Origin of the sequence: Acinetobacter sp. Z1 (assembly GCF_024296945.1) — a bacterium.
In the GTDB taxonomy this organism is placed as follows: Bacteria; Pseudomonadota; Gammaproteobacteria; order Pseudomonadales; family Moraxellaceae; genus Acinetobacter; species Acinetobacter beijerinckii.
Map to the genome: position 1 here is coordinate 2380652 of NZ_CP101115.1, position 17798 is coordinate 2398449.

At 36.8% G+C, this 17798-nt stretch carries 15 protein-coding genes and 4 tRNA genes; 10 read left to right on the forward strand and 9 right to left on the reverse strand.

Translation table 11 applies throughout. The features are described from left to right. Nucleotides 1-199 precede the first annotated feature (199 nt). The 6 genes from NGC85_RS11145 (at nt 200) to NGC85_RS11170 (ending at nt 7697) form a co-directional block, all read left to right on the forward strand. The gene (locus NGC85_RS11145) at nt 200-1693 is read left to right on the forward strand and encodes a DUF4331 domain-containing protein (RefSeq protein WP_169111205.1); all 1494 of its coding nucleotides are present in this window, start codon (nt 200-202) and stop codon (nt 1691-1693) included. A gap of 15 nt (nt 1694-1708) precedes the next feature. Beyond that, nucleotides 1709-1948, forward strand: a complete 240-nt coding sequence (locus NGC85_RS11150; RefSeq protein ID WP_254731147.1) for a hypothetical protein — start codon at nt 1709-1711, stop codon at nt 1946-1948. A gap of 55 nt (nt 1949-2003) precedes the next feature. Next, on the forward strand, nt 2004-3125 hold the full coding sequence (locus tag NGC85_RS11155) for a lipopolysaccharide assembly protein LapB (RefSeq protein WP_005062491.1): 1122 nt from the start codon (nt 2004-2006) through the stop codon (nt 3123-3125). A 98-nt stretch (nt 3126-3223) separates the two neighbouring features. Further along, nucleotides 3224-5341 carry a TonB-dependent receptor gene (locus NGC85_RS11160; RefSeq protein ID WP_254731149.1) on the forward strand — a complete coding sequence of 706 codons (2118 nt, stop codon included), beginning with the start codon at nt 3224-3226 and terminating at the stop codon, nt 5339-5341. 30 nt (nt 5342-5371) lie between these two features. Beyond that, nucleotides 5372-6220 carry a hypothetical protein gene (locus NGC85_RS11165; RefSeq protein ID WP_254731151.1) on the forward strand — a complete coding sequence of 283 codons (849 nt, stop codon included), beginning with the start codon at nt 5372-5374 and terminating at the stop codon, nt 6218-6220. A 133-nt stretch (nt 6221-6353) separates the two neighbouring features. Beyond that, a complete protein-coding gene (locus NGC85_RS11170) occupies nt 6354-7697 on the forward strand; it encodes a PepSY domain-containing protein (protein WP_254731154.1) in 1344 nt (447 codons plus the stop codon). Nucleotides 7698-7738: 41 nt separating this feature from the next. Here NGC85_RS11170 and NGC85_RS11175 read toward each other — a convergent pair whose 3' ends face one another. The 3 genes from NGC85_RS11175 to NGC85_RS11185 all read right to left on the reverse strand — a co-directional run bounded on the left by NGC85_RS11175 (nt 7739) and on the right by NGC85_RS11185 (nt 10781). Then, complete coding sequence (locus tag NGC85_RS11175; protein ID WP_368407616.1) at nt 7739-8203, reverse strand: copper resistance protein NlpE N-terminal domain-containing protein; 465 nt, start codon at nt 8201-8203, stop codon at nt 7739-7741. 32 nt (nt 8204-8235) lie between these two features. Beyond that, the gene (locus tag NGC85_RS11180) at nt 8236-10338 is read right to left on the reverse strand and encodes a TonB-dependent siderophore receptor (protein ID WP_254731160.1); all 2103 of its coding nucleotides are present in this window, start codon (nt 10336-10338) and stop codon (nt 8236-8238) included. Nucleotides 10339-10403: 65 nt separating this feature from the next. Then, nucleotides 10404-10781, reverse strand: a complete 378-nt coding sequence (locus NGC85_RS11185) for a DUF2946 domain-containing protein (RefSeq protein WP_254731163.1) — start codon at nt 10779-10781, stop codon at nt 10404-10406. Between the two features lie 452 nt (nt 10782-11233). On the opposite strand from NGC85_RS11185, the gene NGC85_RS11190 reads away from it, so the two are divergent. From NGC85_RS11190 to NGC85_RS11205, 4 genes are all read left to right on the forward strand, one after another. Next, nucleotides 11234-11710: a DUF2946 domain-containing protein gene (locus NGC85_RS11190; RefSeq protein ID WP_254731166.1), complete on the forward strand. Its 477-nt coding sequence runs from the start codon at nt 11234-11236 to the stop codon at nt 11708-11710. A gap of 145 nt (nt 11711-11855) precedes the next feature. Beyond that, nucleotides 11856-13289: a cytochrome ubiquinol oxidase subunit I gene (locus NGC85_RS11195; protein WP_005054776.1), complete on the forward strand. Its 1434-nt coding sequence runs from the start codon at nt 11856-11858 to the stop codon at nt 13287-13289. After that, nucleotides 13286-14290, forward strand: a complete 1005-nt coding sequence (gene cydB, locus NGC85_RS11200) for a cytochrome d ubiquinol oxidase subunit II (RefSeq protein ID WP_254731169.1) — start codon at nt 13286-13288, stop codon at nt 14288-14290. The genes NGC85_RS11195 and cydB overlap by 4 nt, the downstream gene beginning before the upstream one ends. Before the next feature lie 134 nt (nt 14291-14424). Beyond that, nucleotides 14425-14667: a DNA-binding transcriptional regulator gene (locus NGC85_RS11205; protein ID WP_005054778.1), complete on the forward strand. Its 243-nt coding sequence runs from the start codon at nt 14425-14427 to the stop codon at nt 14665-14667. 112 nt (nt 14668-14779) lie between these two features. Here NGC85_RS11205 and NGC85_RS11210 read toward each other — a convergent pair. The 6 genes from NGC85_RS11210 to NGC85_RS11235 all read right to left on the reverse strand — a co-directional run bounded on the left by NGC85_RS11210 (nt 14780) and on the right by NGC85_RS11235 (nt 17794). Then, a tRNA-Trp gene (locus NGC85_RS11210) sits at nt 14780-14853 on the reverse strand. 63 nt (nt 14854-14916) lie between these two features. Next, a tRNA-Leu gene (locus NGC85_RS11215) sits at nt 14917-15001 on the reverse strand. A gap of 152 nt (nt 15002-15153) precedes the next feature. Then, a tRNA-Trp gene (locus NGC85_RS11220) sits at nt 15154-15227 on the reverse strand. Nucleotides 15228-15295: 68 nt separating this feature from the next. Continuing rightward, nucleotides 15296-15380 (reverse strand) — tRNA-Leu (locus tag NGC85_RS11225). Nucleotides 15381-15486: 106 nt separating this feature from the next. Next, nucleotides 15487-16311, reverse strand: a complete 825-nt coding sequence (locus tag NGC85_RS11230; protein WP_254731172.1) for a protein kinase — start codon at nt 16309-16311, stop codon at nt 15487-15489. After that, nucleotides 16286-17794 (reverse strand): DUF3336 domain-containing protein, encoded by a 1509-nt coding sequence (locus tag NGC85_RS11235; RefSeq protein WP_005054780.1) that lies wholly within the window; start codon nt 17792-17794, stop codon nt 16286-16288. Before NGC85_RS11235 ends, NGC85_RS11230 begins: the two co-directional genes overlap by 26 nt. Nucleotides 17795-17798 lie beyond the last annotated feature (4 nt).

The window sequence follows — 17798 nt, forward strand, 5'->3', positions numbered from 1 at the left end:
ATATATTTATTAAATTAAAAAAATCATGTGGTTACAATAAATTCACCAAATGCATCACACAAAATTCACAGCTACACCAGTAAATCTATAATGTCTAATGCAAATAACTAATTTTTACTATAGGGAAAAGCATAAGACCAATAACAAATCTATCAAAAATTAAAACCTGAGATCACAGAAATGATCAAGGAGAAGCTCTATGGACTCTCGCCTACTTATTGCAATTTTGCTAAGTAGCTTTAGTGCAACATCATTTGCTTCAAGTCACCGAGAAGCACCATCAATCACTAAACTACCCAAAGTAGACGCTACAGATTTTTATATGTTTAAAAGCTATGAATCTGGGCGTAGTAACTACGTAACACTTTTGGCTAACTACCAGCCCTTGCAAGATGCCTATGGTGGTCCAAATTACTTTTCACTAGATTCTAAAGCACTATATGAAATTCATGTAGACAATAACGGAGATGCACAAGAAGACATCACTTTTCAGTTCAAATTTAATCAAGAACTAAAAGACCTTCAAGTTCCAGTGGGCGGCAAAAATATTTCTGTTCCATTATCCAATATCGGCAAAATTACCAATGATAGTAGCTCGGCTCAAAATACTGCTGAAACTTTCACAGTAACGATGATTAAAGGAGATCGTCGCAAAGGTGATCGTAATGTCCTCGGCACTTTCAAAAAGCCATTTGATAATGTGGGTACAAAATCTATTCCTAATTACCAAGCCTATGCAGACACTTTTGTACAAAATGTGAATTTCGGAAGCTGTGGTTCAGGTAAAGTTTTCGTAGGACAACGTCAAGATTCATTTGCAGTAAACTTGGGTGAAGTATTTGACTTGGTCAATATCAAAATTCCAGCAACTCAACTTGCACCTTCTGGTGTCAATGCTGAAGACCAAGGCTTAAATACAATTGCAGATAAAAACGTCACGACGATTGCACTTGAAGTACCACAATCATGCTTAGTGTCTACAAACGATACTGTGATTGGTGGTTGGACAACTGCAAGCTTACCTCAAGCGACTTTATTAAATCCAAATCCAGAAAGTAATCTGAATAGTGCAGCAAAAGTTGGTGGTGCATGGACTCAAGTTTCGCGTCTAGGTATGCCATTAGTCAACGAAGTCGTGATCGGCTTAAAAGACAAAGATAAATTTAATGCCAGTAAACCAGCGAATGATGGTCAATTTGCTGATTATGTCACTAATCCTGCTCTACCAACTTTAATCGAAGTTCTGTTTAAAGATGCAACAGGCGGCGCAGTTGTTGCTCCAACCAATTTCCCACGTACTGACTTAGTGAATGCATTCTTATTGGGTATTCCTGGTTTAAATCAGCCAAAAAATGTGAAAGCATCTGAGATGCTCCGTTTAAATACAGCAATCGCACCGATGACAAAAGATAAGCAAAGTCGTTTAGGTGTCATTGGTGGTGATACTGCTGGATTCCCAAATGGTCGTCGCCCAGGTGATGATGTCGTAGATATTGAGCTTCGTGTTGCAATGGGCTTGTTATGCACGATTGATGGCGTAAATACTGCTGTAGGCTGTAAATCAACGGATGCTAAAGCGGGCGGAATCAGTTTTACTGATGGTGCATTACAATCACCGCAACAGTTTGGTACGACCTTCCCTTATTTAAATACTCCAGTGTCGGGCTCACCGTTTAATACAGCTAGCAAATAATCAGGAGTAACTACCATGAAAAAATATATGTTGTTATTCATGGTTGCAATTGGATTAAGCGGATGTGGTGGCGATGATAATAAATCAAAACCCAACAATAACAACCAATCTCAAGGTGATGCTGTACTGAAAGAAACGTTGATATTGACCAACCAATCGCTAAGCAACTTTGAACAAGCTGAACCGAAAACGCTGACTGCAATAGCAGAATCAACGATAGATAATAAAGCTGAACCCGTAGCAGTTAAATTTTAAAACAAAGGTGCTTAGTTGCATTATCTAACTAAGCACCTTTTTAGGAGTTTTTTTAATGTTTATTCGGCAACTAACACTTTCTGTTTTGGTTCTTAGCTATCTTGGTACTGTATATGCACATCCTAAGCATCAACATAAGCATGCTGTTTCAAATCCCGAAAGTTTAAATAATCAAACTAATTTAAATAATCATTATAACGATACAGTAAGAAATCAAATCGTTACGGTATTGCTCGAAAAAGCATATGCTCGTGGTGATGGTGATTTATTGGAACAAGCTGAAAACTTAATGAAAACCAGTAAAAACCCTTCTGATGTGGAAAATAAATTACTGGCAACTCGATTAGCGCAAGCTAATCATGATTTTAGTACAGCAGAAAAGACCTTAAAAGAAATACTGAAGTCTCAGCCAAACCAATATGATGCTATTTTACAGCTCGCAAATATTTACAGACTGCAAGGTCAATTTGATCAAGCGCTCAGCTTATGTAATCAACTAAGTGATTCCGAAGTCAAATGGTATCAAGCTGGTTGTATCCTCCAAGTTGAAGCAATGACCAAAAGTTATTCAGATTTAAAACCCAAAGCAGATGAGCTTTTAAAAGAGACTTCACGACTTAGTAAAAATGATAAACAGTGGTTTGGAAATATTTTGCTTGAAGTTGCCACACGATTTAATGATCAACAACTTGCGACGCAAGCTATTCCATTACTTGCAACAGATAACCTGCCGAATACTCTCGCCAAAGCAAATTGGTATATTGCTCAACAACAGTATCAAACTGCAATAACGATCTTAGAACCCTATCGTTATCATGATGGTGCACTTTATCGAATTATTTTAGCAAAACAAAAACTAGCTGATGGCTCATCAAATCAAGACTTAAGTGAATTAAGCTTGCGCGTTCAAACTTTATTGAAACAGCAAGATCACATTCATTTAAGAGAGCAAGCACAATACCTTTGGATATCAAAGCAATACCAAGAAGGTCTCAAGATCGCTGCGAAAAACTGGGATATGCAAAGAGAAAATGAAGATTTTGAGGTCTATGCCGCTTTAGCGATTGAAAGTAAAAATCAAAATAGTGCAGAAAAGCTCTTAAACTGGAGTAAAAAAACAGGTTATCAAAATCCGGTGTTAGTTCCTGAATTAGAAAAATTAGTAACTAAGCTTTGATTTTTAATGAGTAAAAATCGAAGAAATCACTGTATTTTCACAGTGATTTCACAAGCCTAAATCTAATATGAATTATAAAAATTAAATTAGTGAAAAAAATGAAAACTAGAATTATTTCAATCATTTTGATTAGTAGCAGTAACTTGTGTATTAATCAAACAACCCAAGCCGGAGGTGAACTAATTCATAGTTTACCAACCATAAAACTAAGTGCTAACGCAAATTCAAGTGACACATTTGGAATCGCATTTACTGCTTCACAGGGCACAATTATCAAGGAACAAATTGAAACGCGACCTTTATCACGCCCTGCAGAAGTATTGGAGACAATACCAGGTGTAATCGTGACTCAACATAGTGGTACAGGTAAAGCGAATCAATTTTTCTTACGCGGATTCAATTTAGATCATGGTACTGACTTTGCCACTTCATTTGATGAAATACCAATCAATATGGTCACTCATGCACACGGTCAAGGTTATACCGATTTAAATTTCTTAATCCCTGAACTGATTGAAACAATTCAATATCATAAAGGTTCAACATCAATTGATGATGGTGATTTTGCTTCAGCAGGCACAGCAAAAATTTCTAGTATTCAATCATTAGATCGTCCATATGTCCAAATGACGCTAGGAAAAAATGATTTACTCAGAGTTTTAGGTGTTGGCAATTTGAAATTGCAGAGCGGGGAAATTATTGCTGCTATTGAAAATTTAAATAACGATGGACCTTGGAAAAATCCTGAAAACCTATCCAAACAAAATCTATTTCTAAAATATTACACGGGTGACCATGATAAAAATCAATCTATCACCTTTCAACATTATCAATCAAAATGGGATGCAACTGATCAGATTCCCCAACGCCTGATTGATAATGGTGAACTCGATCGATTTGACACACTTAACAGTAGTGACGGCGGTAAATCTTCTCGTACAGCACTTTGGTATAATGCTCAAAGTCATGATGACCAGCAATTTAGTGAACTTTCTTCATATGCTGTTTATAACAAACTCAATTTATTTTCAGATTTTAGTTATTTTTTAAATGATCCAATCCGTGGCGATCAATTTGAGCAAGCTGAAGAAAGAGCGACTATTGGTACAAAATACCAAAAAGGTTGGATTACAAATTGGCAAGAAAAAGATGTTTTAAATACTGTAGGCGCTTCATTTCGATATGACTACATCACGGATCTAGGACTATACCAAACCCAAAATCGTCAACGTTTTAGCACAATCCGACAAGATGATATTCAAGAGTTTTCTGTGGGCATATGGGGGCAAAACCAAACCAGTTGGCAACCTTGGTTAAAGACTATATTTGGAGTTCGTGGCGATTTTTATTCATTTGATGTCAATTCAGATCGTAAAGAAAATTCAGGTAATGAAACTGATCAAATTCTCAGCCCTAAACTGAGCATCGTTTTAGGGCCTTGGAAAAATATTGAATATTATCTGAATTATGCGTATGGATTTCATAGTAATGATGCTAGAGGTACCACGACAAGATTGAATGTTGACCCAAGAGACAGTAACTATTTAAGCAAAATTGACTCTGTATCACCTTTAGTGAGAACCATCAATTCTGAAATTGGACTGAGAGCCAACTTTATTCCAGAACTTACCAGCACACTTGCTGTATGGCAACTCGACTCTGATTCAGAACTTTTGTTTATCGGTGACGCTGGCACCACTGAAGCCAGTCGTCCAAGTAAACGCCAAGGACTTGAAATTTCACAATACTATCAACCAACTGATGCTTGGATTATTGATTTAGATGCTGCTTGGTCAAAAGCAAGATTTAAAAATAACAGTGCTGAAGGAAATCATATTCCGGGTGCGATTGAAAAAACACTAGCAGCAGGATTCACCTATCATTTTAATGATCAATTAAACTTTGGCGGTCGTTTACGTTACTTTGGTTCACGTCCTTTGATTGAAGATAATTCCGTTCGTTCAGACTCATCGACATTAGTAAACTTGCAAGGCAGTTATAAATTTAATAAAAATTTCCAAGCACAATTAGAACTATTCAATGTATTTGATCAAAAGGTGAATGATATTGAATATTACTATGCATCATGCAGTCGTCAAGATTTTGGCGATTCCGCATGTTCTCCAAACTCTACTGAACGTGAGGGTATTTTTGACAAACATGTTCACCCAACTGAGGGTAGAAACCTCAGAATGACCTTACGATATTTATTCTGATTGACCAGATAAATGCTAAGGAGGAAAATTATGTGGACTCCAAAAAAACTGAATGTTTCACAGAGCGCATTTCTCTTTAGCATTATAGTGCACATTATCATCGTTACCGTGCTTTTAAAATTTGAAGCTGAAAAAAATAATGATATTGTTTCAACAATGAACGTTACTTTCATTTCAGCATCAACGCTTAAAGCTCAGACTTTTTCATCCTCCTCTTCTCGCAACATACCCTCAAAAAATGATACAAAGCCAAATGAAAATAAAGTAAATACCGAAAATGCTATGAGTTCCAATAATCCATTAGACAATCAAGTGCCTAATTTTTTTGATTTAACTCAAGATACTCAGCTTCTAAATAGTAATAATCTTTACGATCCACTCTTGGATGCACAAAATAGAGCAAAAAAAGCCATCAAAGAAGCAAAGGACGTATCCAATCTCTATCAGGCAAATATCAAACCGATGCAAACAGATTTTTTAGAAAATAATCAAATGTCGCTGCCTGAATCCAAGAGTGACTCATTTGGGCTCTATAAAGTTGAAATTATTGATAATAAGCAAGATTTAGAACATTACTCCACACTTATGAAAGCAGTTTCAGCAACACAAACAACAGACGAGGAAATAAGAATTAATCAATTGGCTCATCAAGTCACAACACTTTTAAATGAAAATAATTTAACTACCACCCAGATCAAACTTACAAGCATCGAATTTATGGTTGATCCAGTTAATCTTATTATTTTAATTAAACTGCCTTACGACCCATCACAAAATACTCAAAAAATTAAAGCTTTATTACAAAATATCTCATTCGATTCAGTTTTTATCAGCAGTAATCTAAACGAAAAATCTTATTCATTTAGCATTCAAATCTAAACCTATCCTTCAAATTTCCCAAAAATTCATTTAGATATATATTCATCAAAAATACTTGCAAATTAACTTAATTCATTATTAAGGTCTAAGGTATATAATTTAAAATTCTTAGGAACAAGCTATATTCACTCTTATGCCCCAATCTGCTAATTTTTGGCGAGATCTATTCCGCTTAATACATATTTATGCAGGAATATTGATCGCCCCATTTATTTTTATTGCGGCATTTACTGGATTTTTATATGTAAGCAGTCCACAAATCGAACAATATATCTATAAAGAGCAACTCTTTGTTCAAAGTGAAAATATTCCAGCTCAACAGCTAAGTTTGCAAATAAAAGCCGCTCAAGCTCTCATTCCTGAATCTGCCAAGATTACTGAAGTGCGCCCAGCGCCTACTTCCAATCAAACGACACGTGTCATTTATAGTGACCCTGTTGAAAATATAAGTAATCAAGCTATCTTCGTTGATCCATATACTTTAGAACTTAAGGGGCAACTTCCTGTTTATGGAACGAGCGGCGTTCTTCCGTTTAGAACTCTAATTGATCAATTTCACAGTAATTTACTGCTTGGCGACTATGGAAGACTATATAGTGAACTGGCTGCAAGCTGGTTAGCAATTCTAAGTCTCTCAGGTCTCTATCATTGGTATAAACGCCGAAAACATTTAAAACAGATCGCTACGCCAAGAAATACACTTTTAAAATGGCATAGCTCACTGGGAATTATTTTATTTCCGCTGCTACTGATTGTCGCGATTACAGGTTTAACATGGTCTAAATGGACTGGAGAAAATATCCGCATACTTCGCCAAGCTTTGAGTTGGCAAACACCAGCTCTCGTTACCTCTATTTCTAATAATAAGCAATCAGTTGATATACATGCACATCATCATACTGATAAGCAACAAATGAACCATCGGCCACTCATAAAGGCTGAGGATTTTGATCAAGCGCTACAAATTGCCAGACAACATGGGATTCACAGTTCTCAACTGCAAATCAAACCTCCGACAACTATAGATACTGCATGGACAGTTTCAGAAATACGTCGTCGTTGGCCTACAGAAGCAGACAGTATTTCGATTGATCTGCAAAGCAATAAAGTGATTGATCATTTAAAATTTGACGATTTCCCAGCGACAGCAAAACTCACCCGATGGGGTGTGGATGCGCATATTGGTATGTTGTTTGGTTGGGTCAATCAACTTTTATTAATGATATATGCAATCGCTTTATGCGCACTCATTGTAATTGCATTTTGGCTTTGGAGTCGCACGTTTAATCTAAAACAAACCACAATCAACCTAGTCAAACAGAGCTTACAGCTTTGGAAAAATGGCAACTTAAAACAGAAAATTTCGCTTCTGATATCTTTGTTTATTCTTCTGATTTGTTTGCCAACCTTAGCGATAAGTTTAATCGTCGCGATTGCCTTCATCATGTTTAAACAGCATAAATCTAGATTGTCATAATTCATGATGCTAGGCACTAAAAATAGTGCCTAGTCATTATCTTAGGCAAGTTTATCGAGTTGAAAATCTTCAAAAGCCTGATATGGAACACCAGTTTTGCTTTCTAGAATTTCCACATAATCATCACCTAAGATCAATTGATTACGCTCTTTCACATGTTGTAATTGAATTTTAATTTTTCCATGATCCATGAAACTAAAATTTCCAACATACAACTCATGTTTATTGTGGTCACTATTACTTGTTCGCTCTAAACGAAAAGTTTGATCGGCATGAATCTTTAGATCGACAGTCATTCCATCACAGTTTTCACAAAAAGTTATGCATCCAGCACAAGGCAATATTCCTTGATAATGCCCTATCCATTTTTGCAATAAGGGATCAATGCTTGGTTTAACTTCAGCACCTACTTTATCCTGTTCAGGATTGGGATCACTCTGACTACACCCCATGATGACACTCGCCAAAATGAAAGTGCTTAATGCTCTTTTCTTCATCATCGACATGCTATTGCTCTGTTTCATTCCTACCATCAAGCTCAAAAAGACCAATCAAAACGTAAAGTCGCTTTTAAAGGTTCACCTGGTTGTACCCAATAGTTGGTATAACTTGCTACGTAATAATCTTTATCAAATAGATTTTCCAAATTTAACTGTGCACGTAGGTCTGGTCGAATTTGAATATAGCCACCGACATTGACAACGCTAAACTCAGGTAGAGTCGTTCCATTATCAATATAGTTTGCACTTCGCTGACCATAATAATTAATATTTCCAACAAGACCTGCTTCTCGCCCAAACAGGTTCAATTGATAATCCGCACTAATATTCGCGGTATGTTTAGGAATATTTTTCAGACGTGAACCTATTTTATCGACTTCACTTTCTAAAACTGAAGCATCCGTATAGCTATAATTTGCATTGACTCGAAGTTGATCACTGATTTGATGCTGTAACTCCAATTCAACTCCTCGACTTTGTACATGACCGTTATCAACATAACTATCGGTGATGCCTTCAGTAAGCAAATGGCGTTTATCTAAGTCAAAATAAGTTAATCCTAACCAGCTTTTCGGAAGAAACTGATACTTAGCTCCGAATTCCCAAGTCGTGGTTTTTTCAGGTTGGTATAACTCATTATTCTTATTTAAACCTGTATTTAGCTCAAATCCTTTACCCCAATTACTATAAAAGGAAAGCTGTTCAGTTACTTTGAAATTGATCCCTGCCCGGGGTGTAAATGGTGTAAATGTCTGTTGAGCTGATTTTGCCGTTAGATGATTTTCAATCTGCTGTTCTAAGTGATTGAAGCGTCCACCAAGCAAAATACTCCATTGCTCATTTAAAAAAATCTGATCCTGTAGATTGAAGCCCATCATATTTTGGGTTTCTTTCATATCTTTACTTATTCGAGTTAATGGAAGAAGGTTTTGACCATAAATAGGATTATAAATATCTATCGGACTATTCGTTCCTGCTGCATTTCTTCTTTGCGTTTGATCAATGGTGTAGTGTCCCGCCTCAACATTGGTCACGAATTCATGTTTCAGAGAACCTGTTTTAAACTTTCCTCGTAAGATCGACTGGAAATTGGTGGTATCTGTTTCAAATTGTCGAGCACGGCGGAAACGATTTGCGGTTCTGCCATCTGCGGTAATCGAACCAATTTCAGTCGAAGTTCCTGCACGTTCACCATGATTATAGGTAATTGCCGTTGTATTATTCCAATCATCATTGAAGGCGTGATTCAAGCGCAGTTGATACATTTGGTCTTTGATTTCAATATCGCCATCACTAGGCTCGCCTAGGAAGGTTTTCTTATTGACTGGGAATTTTCCATTGACCATCGGTACTCCTCGATCAAATACGCCTTTAGACGCTGAAAACTCAGTATCAAGATTTAACTGGGTTTGCTCAGAAATTTTCCAAGCCAATTGAGGCGCAATGTAATAATGCTGATTATCAACATGATCACGGAAACTTTGATTGTTTTCATAAGATGCGCCTAAACGATAGGCAAAATCGTCATTGATCGCATTGGTGGTGTCCATTGCAATTCGATATTCTTCTAAAGTACTTCCACTCAAACTAACTACGCTTTTAGGCTGCCATTCAGGTTGTCTAGTGGTGATATTCATAATTCCCCCAATCGCACCCTGCCCATACATCGCAGCCATCGGTCCTTTCAAGAAATCAATCGCCTGAATATTCACCATATCTCGCGTGGTATGAATTCCACTGACAGAACTTAATCCATTCCGCATATAGATCGTTCCCATATTGGGATCGGTACTAAAGCCACGGAACGAATAATTGTCCCAAAATCCACCACCATAACTATCTTGATATACCACACCATTTGCGAGTGATAGTGCATCGCTGATACGTTGAACATTATGATTTTGAATATCTGTTGAAGATACATGTGATTTAGTAAATGGAACATCTAACAGGTCATGATTAAATTGCGTCATTGCTTGTGATGATGAATGACGCTCATCTTGTTTTTCAGCAGTAACAATAATCGTCGCTAATCGAGTGGCATCCATTTCAGTTGAAGATTCAGCTGCTAAAGTTGCGGTTGAAGAGAATTGAACCGCTAAAATAGCAAGTGCTAATGGATGAAAGTGAAAGTATTTCATTGTTGACCTTTAAAGCATAAATTTTCATTAGAGCCATTGAATAGCTCTGATTTGAGTTTTGAAAATTAAGCCAATAAAGGTGGTGCTCTGCCTTGAGGACTTAAGAAAAGACGTTGCAGCTCAAAAAGGATATGTCTAAACGCTTTCTGAAAGGCTATTAATCTTACTTGTATTCGAGCAAAGATTTCAGGGAAATCTGAATCAAGATTAGAAATTAAATGACTATATACTGTACAGAAAACACATTGATGATGAACATCATGTTGATGCTCCATATTTGATTTAACTGTCTGCTTTATCTCAGCAATCACATTATGCTTGATCAAATGATTATGATGCTGATCCGTCTTGTGCTGTATTTCGGCAACACTTTGACACACCCTAGCTATTTGATATTGCTCAGGTAGTAAAGGCTGTAAAAAAACAGCAATTTGAAATAGCATCGCAGAGAATGCTAAAACGATTGATATTCGCAAGGTCTACATCAAGATTTTTAGAACGATTATATTAACATTCCTCATATTTTTTATTAAATTTATAAAATTGATTCAAATTTATTTATATTATTGATTTACATAATTAAAATAAAAAAATAGCTTTCTTGTATTTGCACCATATTTTATTTGCTTATTTAAACATCCTACAGTGTATGGAAAATATTTTTATTATATTTTCAATTTAGGATTATTCGTTGAGTTGAATGACTAAAAATAAGCTGACCAACATATTGTTATATTTCCAATAAAACAAAATATTTATTAAATTCAATTCATTAAGAAATATAGCTTTTATTTCCTAATCGCTTTAAAACATGTTTTTTGATTAATATCACTTTGTAAAATCACATTATTATTATAGAATCTTTAGATATTCGAGTATTAGAGTTATTATCTAAATGCTTATGATTTTAGGAAGATTGCTCGGTTGTTACGCAATCTTGTTACAAATCGCTGTTTTTCTTCAGCCTCTCCTACCTGAGCAATATCAAATTTCTCCGGTATGTGAAACTGTTGCTCAAGCATTTAAATTTGATCACTCTGTACACGCAAATCATCATGCAACTGATGTTCAAAGTCATCAACATGATGAAAAGCATTCAAGTCATTTTCATCATATCGAACAACCAAATAATTTAATCGATCAAATCAAGCCATCAAATCACCACCATCATGATCCAGGACACCAATGTCAATATTGTGTAGTTTATAGTCATGTTTTACCTTTACCCGATATAGATTTAACTCAAGTTTTAGTTCGGATTCAGGTTCGATTTCTTGCATTTATTGAAAACTATTTTCATGTTTTCTTTGATCTTCAACAGTTATTTCTGATCCCTCAAGGTCGAGCCCCTCCGCTACTACCCTCTCTGTAATTACAAGCTCAAAACGTCATTGTTTTGATAATGAATATTTTCATGAGATCGTAGTAATGTTTTCAATGATATCTGATGCCCGCATACGGGTAGAACCCTATATAGCTATATTTTTAGCTAGTTTCAGAATATTGGAGGTGCAATCATGACCTTAGGTTTAACGGCACTTGAACTGGCTCGAATCCAATTCGCCTTCACTGTATCTTTTCATATCATTTTTCCAGCCATATCGATTGGCTTAGCCAGTTTCTTAGCTGTCTTAGAATGGCGATGGCTAAAAACCAATGATCCTATTTATAAAGATTTATTTAAATACTGGGTCAAAATCTTTGCCGTCGCTTTTGGAATGGGCGTGGTCTCTGGTGTAGTCATGAGTTACCAGTTTGGCACCAACTGGAGTGAGTTTTCTAGATTCGCTGGTGGTGTAACTGGCCCCTTATTAGCATATGAAGTACTCAGTGCTTTCTTCTTAGAGGCAGGCTTTCTTGGCATCATGTTATTTGGTTGGGGACGTGTTGGTAAAAAAGCACATTTCTTTGCCACCCTGATGGTCGCAGTCGGAACATGTATTTCTATGTTCTGGATTCTGTCATCAAATAGTTGGATGCAAACACCTCAAGGTTTCACAATCGAAAATGGTATTGTTGTTCCACAAGATTGGTTTGCGATCGTCTTTAATCCATCATTCCCTTATCGCTTAGCACACATGGCAATTGCAGCCTTTATGGTTGCCGCACTCCTTGTTGCATCAACTGCCGCTTGGCATTTGCTTAAAGGCCGACGTGATGAATTGGTCAAGAAATCATTTTCAATGGCTCTGTGGTTGATTCTGATTTTAGCGCCACTACAGGTTTTCGTGGGTGATGCGCATGGTCTTAATACGCTAAAACATCAACCAGCCAAGCTTGCAGCAATGGAAGGTCATTGGGAAACTAACTACGATGAAGGTATGCCACTCTATCTATTTGGCATACCAGATATGCAGGAAGAACGTACCAAATATGCAATTGCAATTCCCAACTTGGGCAGTTTAATCCTAACCCATTCTATGGATGGTACGGTTAAAGGATTAAAAGATTTCGCTCCTGAAGATCGTCCTAACTCTACAATCGTTTTTTGGAGTTTCCGCATTATGGTCGGCTTAGGCATGCTGATGCTTTTGCTTGCAGCGATGGGTTTATGGCTCAGAAAAACGGGTAAGTTTTATGAAAACAAATGGTTTCATCGTTTCGCTTTGATTATGGGGCCATCAGGATTTATTGCATTACTTGCAGGTTGGTTTACCACAGAAGTAGGTCGTCAGCCGTGGGTGGTTTACGGTGTCATGCGAACTAAAGATGCCCTATCACCGGTTTCGGCTGAACAAGTCGGTTTAACGCTGATTATTTTTGTGGTGGTGTACTGCATTGTATTTGGTGTGGGCATTTATTACATGCTGAAACTGATGCATAAAGGTCCAGAGTTTATTGATAGCCAAGCTGAACAAGTGGGTGGTGTCGGTCATTTTAAAACACCAATGCGTCCGTTAAGTGCAGCTGATGAAAAAATTGATGATCGTGATCAAGGAGCTTCATCATGATTGATTTATCTCTGATTTGGATTGTAATCATTGCGATTGGTGTTTTTATCTATGTTGTACTTGATGGTTTTGACTTAGGTATCGGGATTCTTTTTCCGTTTATCAAAGATCAGCAAGAACGCGATGTCATGATGAATACTGTTGCTCCTGTTTGGGATGGCAACGAAACATGGATGGTTTTGGGTGGTGCGGGTTTATTTGCAGCTTTTCCAATGGTTTATGCAGCAGTTCTATCTGCTTTTTATATGCCAATCATTTTGATGGTGATTGCGCTGATCTTCCGTGGTGTCGCTTTTGAGTTTCGTTTTAAAGCAAATCGTACGAAGCATTTGTGGGATGCTGCTTTTATTGGTGGATCTGTACTTTCTAGCTTTTTGCAAGGTGTCATCTTAGGTGCTTATATTCAAGGGATTCATATTGTTGATGGACGATATGCAGGCGGTGGCTTAGATTGGCTAACGCCATTCTCTCTTTTCACTGGGGTCGGTGTTGTCATTGTGTACGCTGCACTTGGTTGTGGATGGTTGATTATGAAAACAGATGATCGACTACAAATCAGCATGTACAACTTGATGCCAAAATTGATTATCGGGCTATTGCTTATCTTTGCATCGGTCAGTATTTACACCCCATTAGCACATCCAATGATAGCTGAACGTTGGTTTACGCAACCTCAAATTTTATATTTCAGCCCTGTACCGATTTTAGTTTTAGTCTTTACTTATTTAACGATTAAAGCATGTCAAAAGCGACAAGAGTCAATGCCATTTTTATACACCTTAGCATTGGTGTTCTTGGCATATACAGGTTTTTTAATCAGTATTTTTCCTTATATTATTCCACCTTCTGTCACCATTTGGGATGCAGCCGCACCAGCCAATAGTCAATTATTCGCGCTGATTGGTGCACTTATTTTGATTCCGATTATTATCATTTACACCATCATGGCGTATTGGGTGTTCAGAGATAAAGTTCGGATCGGTGATGAAGGCTATCACTAGGAGTAACGGATATGAAATTATCACAAACACAATGGTTTATCTTGCTGTGGTTAGGTGGTTTCTTCGGGCTACTACTGATCGCAATGCTGTTTAGGCTTTTACTCAAACTTGCATATTAATTTACGAGGTTTAAAATGAATCAAGTATTTGATACACCTTCGATACTACAGATGCAAGAACCAGAGTTTGCTCAAGAAATTATTAAAGCACGTCAGCTTATGAAAATTTCTCAGGCTCAACTTGCAACAAAACTCGGTATTTCAACCCGAACTTTAGAAAGTTGGGAACGAGGTAAAAGGCACCCTTCTAGACCTTCACAAGCATTAATCCGATTATTTATCAAATCTCCCGAATTTGTTTTAAATAATCTAGGGTAATTTTAAAGACCGTACTTGATCATTGTACGGTCTTTTCTTTTTAAGATATTGAAAGAAATCTAAAATAAGGAAATAAAAAAAGAGACTTTAAATAAAGTCTCTTTTTTATATTTGGCAGAGGATCAAGGACTCGAACCTTGACGAACGGTTTTGGAGACCGTCATGCTACCATTACACCAATCCTCTAAAACACTGTAATTAAATCATTTCTGATTTAATCATAAAAAGTAAAGATTACTTTTTAAAATTTGGTGGGGGCGAAGAGACTCGAACTCTTACACCTTGCGGCGCTGGAACCTAAATCCAGTGCGTCTACCAATTTCGCCACGCCCCCCGATGGATGTGTATATTAGTGATAAACTTTCTTGCTGACAAGCCTTTTTTATAAAAAAACCATCCATCTGAAAGCTAATGCTTTTTTCATATACAAATCAAAAAATACAGAAATAAAAAAAGAGACTTTAAATAAAGTCTCTTTTTTATATTTGGCAGAGGATCAAGGACTCGAACCTTGACGAACGGTTTTGGAGACCGTCATGCTACCATTACACCAATCCTCTATAACCGTATGGTTAAGTCATTTCTGATTTAACCATAAAAAAAGCAAGATATTCTTGCTTTTTAAATTTGGTGGGGGCGAAGAGACTCGAACTCTTACACCTTGCGGCGCTGGAACCTAAATCCAGTGCGTCTACCAATTTCGCCACGCCCCCGATGGGTATGCATATTAGTGAGAAAGCATCTTCATGACAAGACTTTCTAACAAAAAATGCATTCAAATGAACATATAATATTCAAATCAAAGATTTATGTTTATTTTTACAACAATTTGATCGCATTTATACACTTTCTTGCTTCTATAACTGAACTAAAACGTTGTTCAGAATTCTTCATTAATAAGCCCTTAATTAAAGGTAAGAAACACAAAAAGTGAGATGGCAGTTGTATATGTAATTGTTGACAATGTAGCAATGCCCAATCGCGATAGGTTTTTGCTGTGAGCTTCGAATGGATAAGCCATTCATATAAAATAAGACCTAATGCATATAAATCAGTTTGAACTGTTTTTTGTTGACCATGAAAAAGTTCAGGTGCCATATAGTGTGGCGTTGCATTTAAGTTTGGAGCAGTCACACCCTGTTTATGGGCTTGCTCAAAATCAATGAGCTTGCAAAGATTATCATAGCAACGAAAATGCTCAGGCTTCAAATCACCATGAATCCAACCTGATTCATGTAAATCACTTAATACATCTAATACTAAATTGATCTTATGCTTAATCATTTCGATATCTTTAATTAATCTGATATCTGTAAAAAAATCATGACTATCAATCAAGATTAACCCATAGCCCCCATTTATTAGCTCATTAAAACAAACAAACTGGTTAAGCTGAATAATTTGGTGCGGCAATAAAATATTCTGATTGATCAAATCACTATGACGATAAAAATCTAACTCATCTAAAAAAGCGTGCTCTAAAATTTGATGATGTTTAGCCTCGTGATATTTGAGCCAATATTTTGTCTCATCTACATAAAAAGAATATAGGCGCCGACCAAATTGATAACTTTGATTTTTAGTGGTTAAGACCAAATTATTTATTTGAATATTTGGATCATAAATCCACGTAGTAAAACTCATTCTGCTGCTTTTCTTCCTGCTTTCGTAATGCCGTTAAACAATGCTCAATGGTTTTACCAATTCGTGCGTGTGTTTCAATTGAGCTTAGTTTAGGCCATGTTGCCCTCTCACCTTCTTGCTGAAGGATTTTAAAAAGTTTGGGTCGAGGGTTTTTCAACATGTAGTTATAGTGTCTTAAACCATACTTGGCAATAATATTGACATCTCCATAATAGCGTTGCCCCAAAATTCCATAGCCATGATCTAAAACTCGGCGAATTGGAAAAAAACTCCCCATATAATTTCGTGTTAGATCCATTAACTCCATGGCAATTGCCTTGCCTTGATGTCGAATAATTCGTTCAGGCCAACTCAACACATCTCGGCGAAATCTTTCACTATCGCTTTGCATAAAAGGTACAATATGCGGATTGACCTGACTGGCGATTGTATAATTAATATTGTAAAGCCGCGCCATTTTCTCTTGAGGAAAATCACTGCGCATACTGCCATCAACCCATTTGGTGTTGGCTAAATACGGCGTGTGCAACCCATCATAACGCTTACTAGTCAAATGCACAGGTGGAAATAATACAGGTACAGCACAAGAAGCCAATACCGCACTCCAAACCAAAACATTTGGTGCTGTTAATGCATTCATGATACGCGGGTTTTGAGCTGTGTTATAAGGTGCAATGACAATATTGATATGCCGTTTTGATTGTTGATAAGCTTCTGCAAAAGTCACATCTCCAAGATTTTGCATCAGAAACTTTTTCAAATACATGACATCAGCAATTCCACCATTTCCGCGAATAAGCTCACTGACTTTTCTAAATTTGAAAGCATCACTGAAAAAGTGCTCTCCTTTTAGTAATTCAGGAATCTTATTGGGAGCAGAAACACCGAGCATACCTGTCATGATTGCGCCCGCACTTGAACCTGATAAAACACTTGGCATCAAATCTTGTTCAAGCAAAGCTTTACAAACACCTGTATGAAACAGGCCCAAAGTTGCACCACCTGAGAACATAAGTGCTGGTTGTCCATAAGCTTTTTGGCATTCTTCAAAAAAATGAATTTTTTCTTTCAATTGAAATGTGATGCACTCGCTCGAAGCTAAATATTGGAAGCACTCACTCATTTCCTCGACATAGTTTTCTATTATTTTTTTAGTACCGATATACGTTTCAGCATATAGCATCGGATGCCCAATATTGGCAAAGTCATACGACAACCCCTCTCTAAGCACATAAATTAAATCGAGAGTCCTGCGCTGTGTGCGATATTTTTTTAATAAGTTATGACGTTTAGACAGAATTTCAGCATCAAAATAAGGCGACTGATTGTCATATTTCCATGCCTCCTGACCAGATTCTTCATCCAGTTTTAAGGCGATTTCTTTCCATTCAGCGTAAGAATTTGCATGTTGTAAGTGTTCTTGTAGCATACCAACTCTATATGTTTGATATGTATTTCTTTTTTCTTGAACTCTTTTTAACATTCGC

What these genes read in the sequence shown, in the direction of transcription:
- NGC85_RS11170 (WP_254731154.1), top strand. Translation starts at nt 6,354, where the DNA reads ATGCCCCAATCTGCTAATTTTTGGCGAGATCTATTCCGCTTAATACAT.
- NGC85_RS11175 (WP_368407616.1), bottom strand. Translation starts at nt 8,203, where the DNA reads ATGTCGATGATGAAGAAAAGAGCATTAAGCACTTTCATTTTGGCGAGT.
- NGC85_RS11185 (WP_254731163.1), bottom strand. Translation starts at nt 10,781, where the DNA reads ATGCTATTTCAAATTGCTGTTTTTTTACAGCCTTTACTACCTGAGCAA.
- NGC85_RS11165 (WP_254731151.1), top strand. Translation starts at nt 5,372, where the DNA reads ATGTGGACTCCAAAAAAACTGAATGTTTCACAGAGCGCATTTCTCTTT.
- NGC85_RS11195 (WP_005054776.1), top strand. Translation starts at nt 11,856, where the DNA reads ATGACCTTAGGTTTAACGGCACTTGAACTGGCTCGAATCCAATTCGCC.
- cydB (WP_254731169.1), top strand. Translation starts at nt 13,286, where the DNA reads ATGATTGATTTATCTCTGATTTGGATTGTAATCATTGCGATTGGTGTT.
- NGC85_RS11145 (WP_169111205.1), top strand. Translation starts at nt 200, where the DNA reads ATGGACTCTCGCCTACTTATTGCAATTTTGCTAAGTAGCTTTAGTGCA.
- NGC85_RS11190 (WP_254731166.1), top strand. Translation starts at nt 11,234, where the DNA reads ATGCTTATGATTTTAGGAAGATTGCTCGGTTGTTACGCAATCTTGTTA.
- NGC85_RS11230 (WP_254731172.1), bottom strand. Translation starts at nt 16,311, where the DNA reads ATGAGTTTTACTACGTGGATTTATGATCCAAATATTCAAATAAATAAT.
- NGC85_RS11160 (WP_254731149.1), top strand. Translation starts at nt 3,224, where the DNA reads ATGAAAACTAGAATTATTTCAATCATTTTGATTAGTAGCAGTAACTTG.
- NGC85_RS11235 (WP_005054780.1), bottom strand. Translation starts at nt 17,794, where the DNA reads ATGTTAAAAAGAGTTCAAGAAAAAAGAAATACATATCAAACATATAGA.
- NGC85_RS11155 (WP_005062491.1), top strand. Translation starts at nt 2,004, where the DNA reads ATGTTTATTCGGCAACTAACACTTTCTGTTTTGGTTCTTAGCTATCTT.
- NGC85_RS11150 (WP_254731147.1), top strand. Translation starts at nt 1,709, where the DNA reads ATGAAAAAATATATGTTGTTATTCATGGTTGCAATTGGATTAAGCGGA.
- NGC85_RS11180 (WP_254731160.1), bottom strand. Translation starts at nt 10,338, where the DNA reads ATGAAATACTTTCACTTTCATCCATTAGCACTTGCTATTTTAGCGGTT.
- NGC85_RS11205 (WP_005054778.1), top strand. Translation starts at nt 14,425, where the DNA reads ATGAATCAAGTATTTGATACACCTTCGATACTACAGATGCAAGAACCA.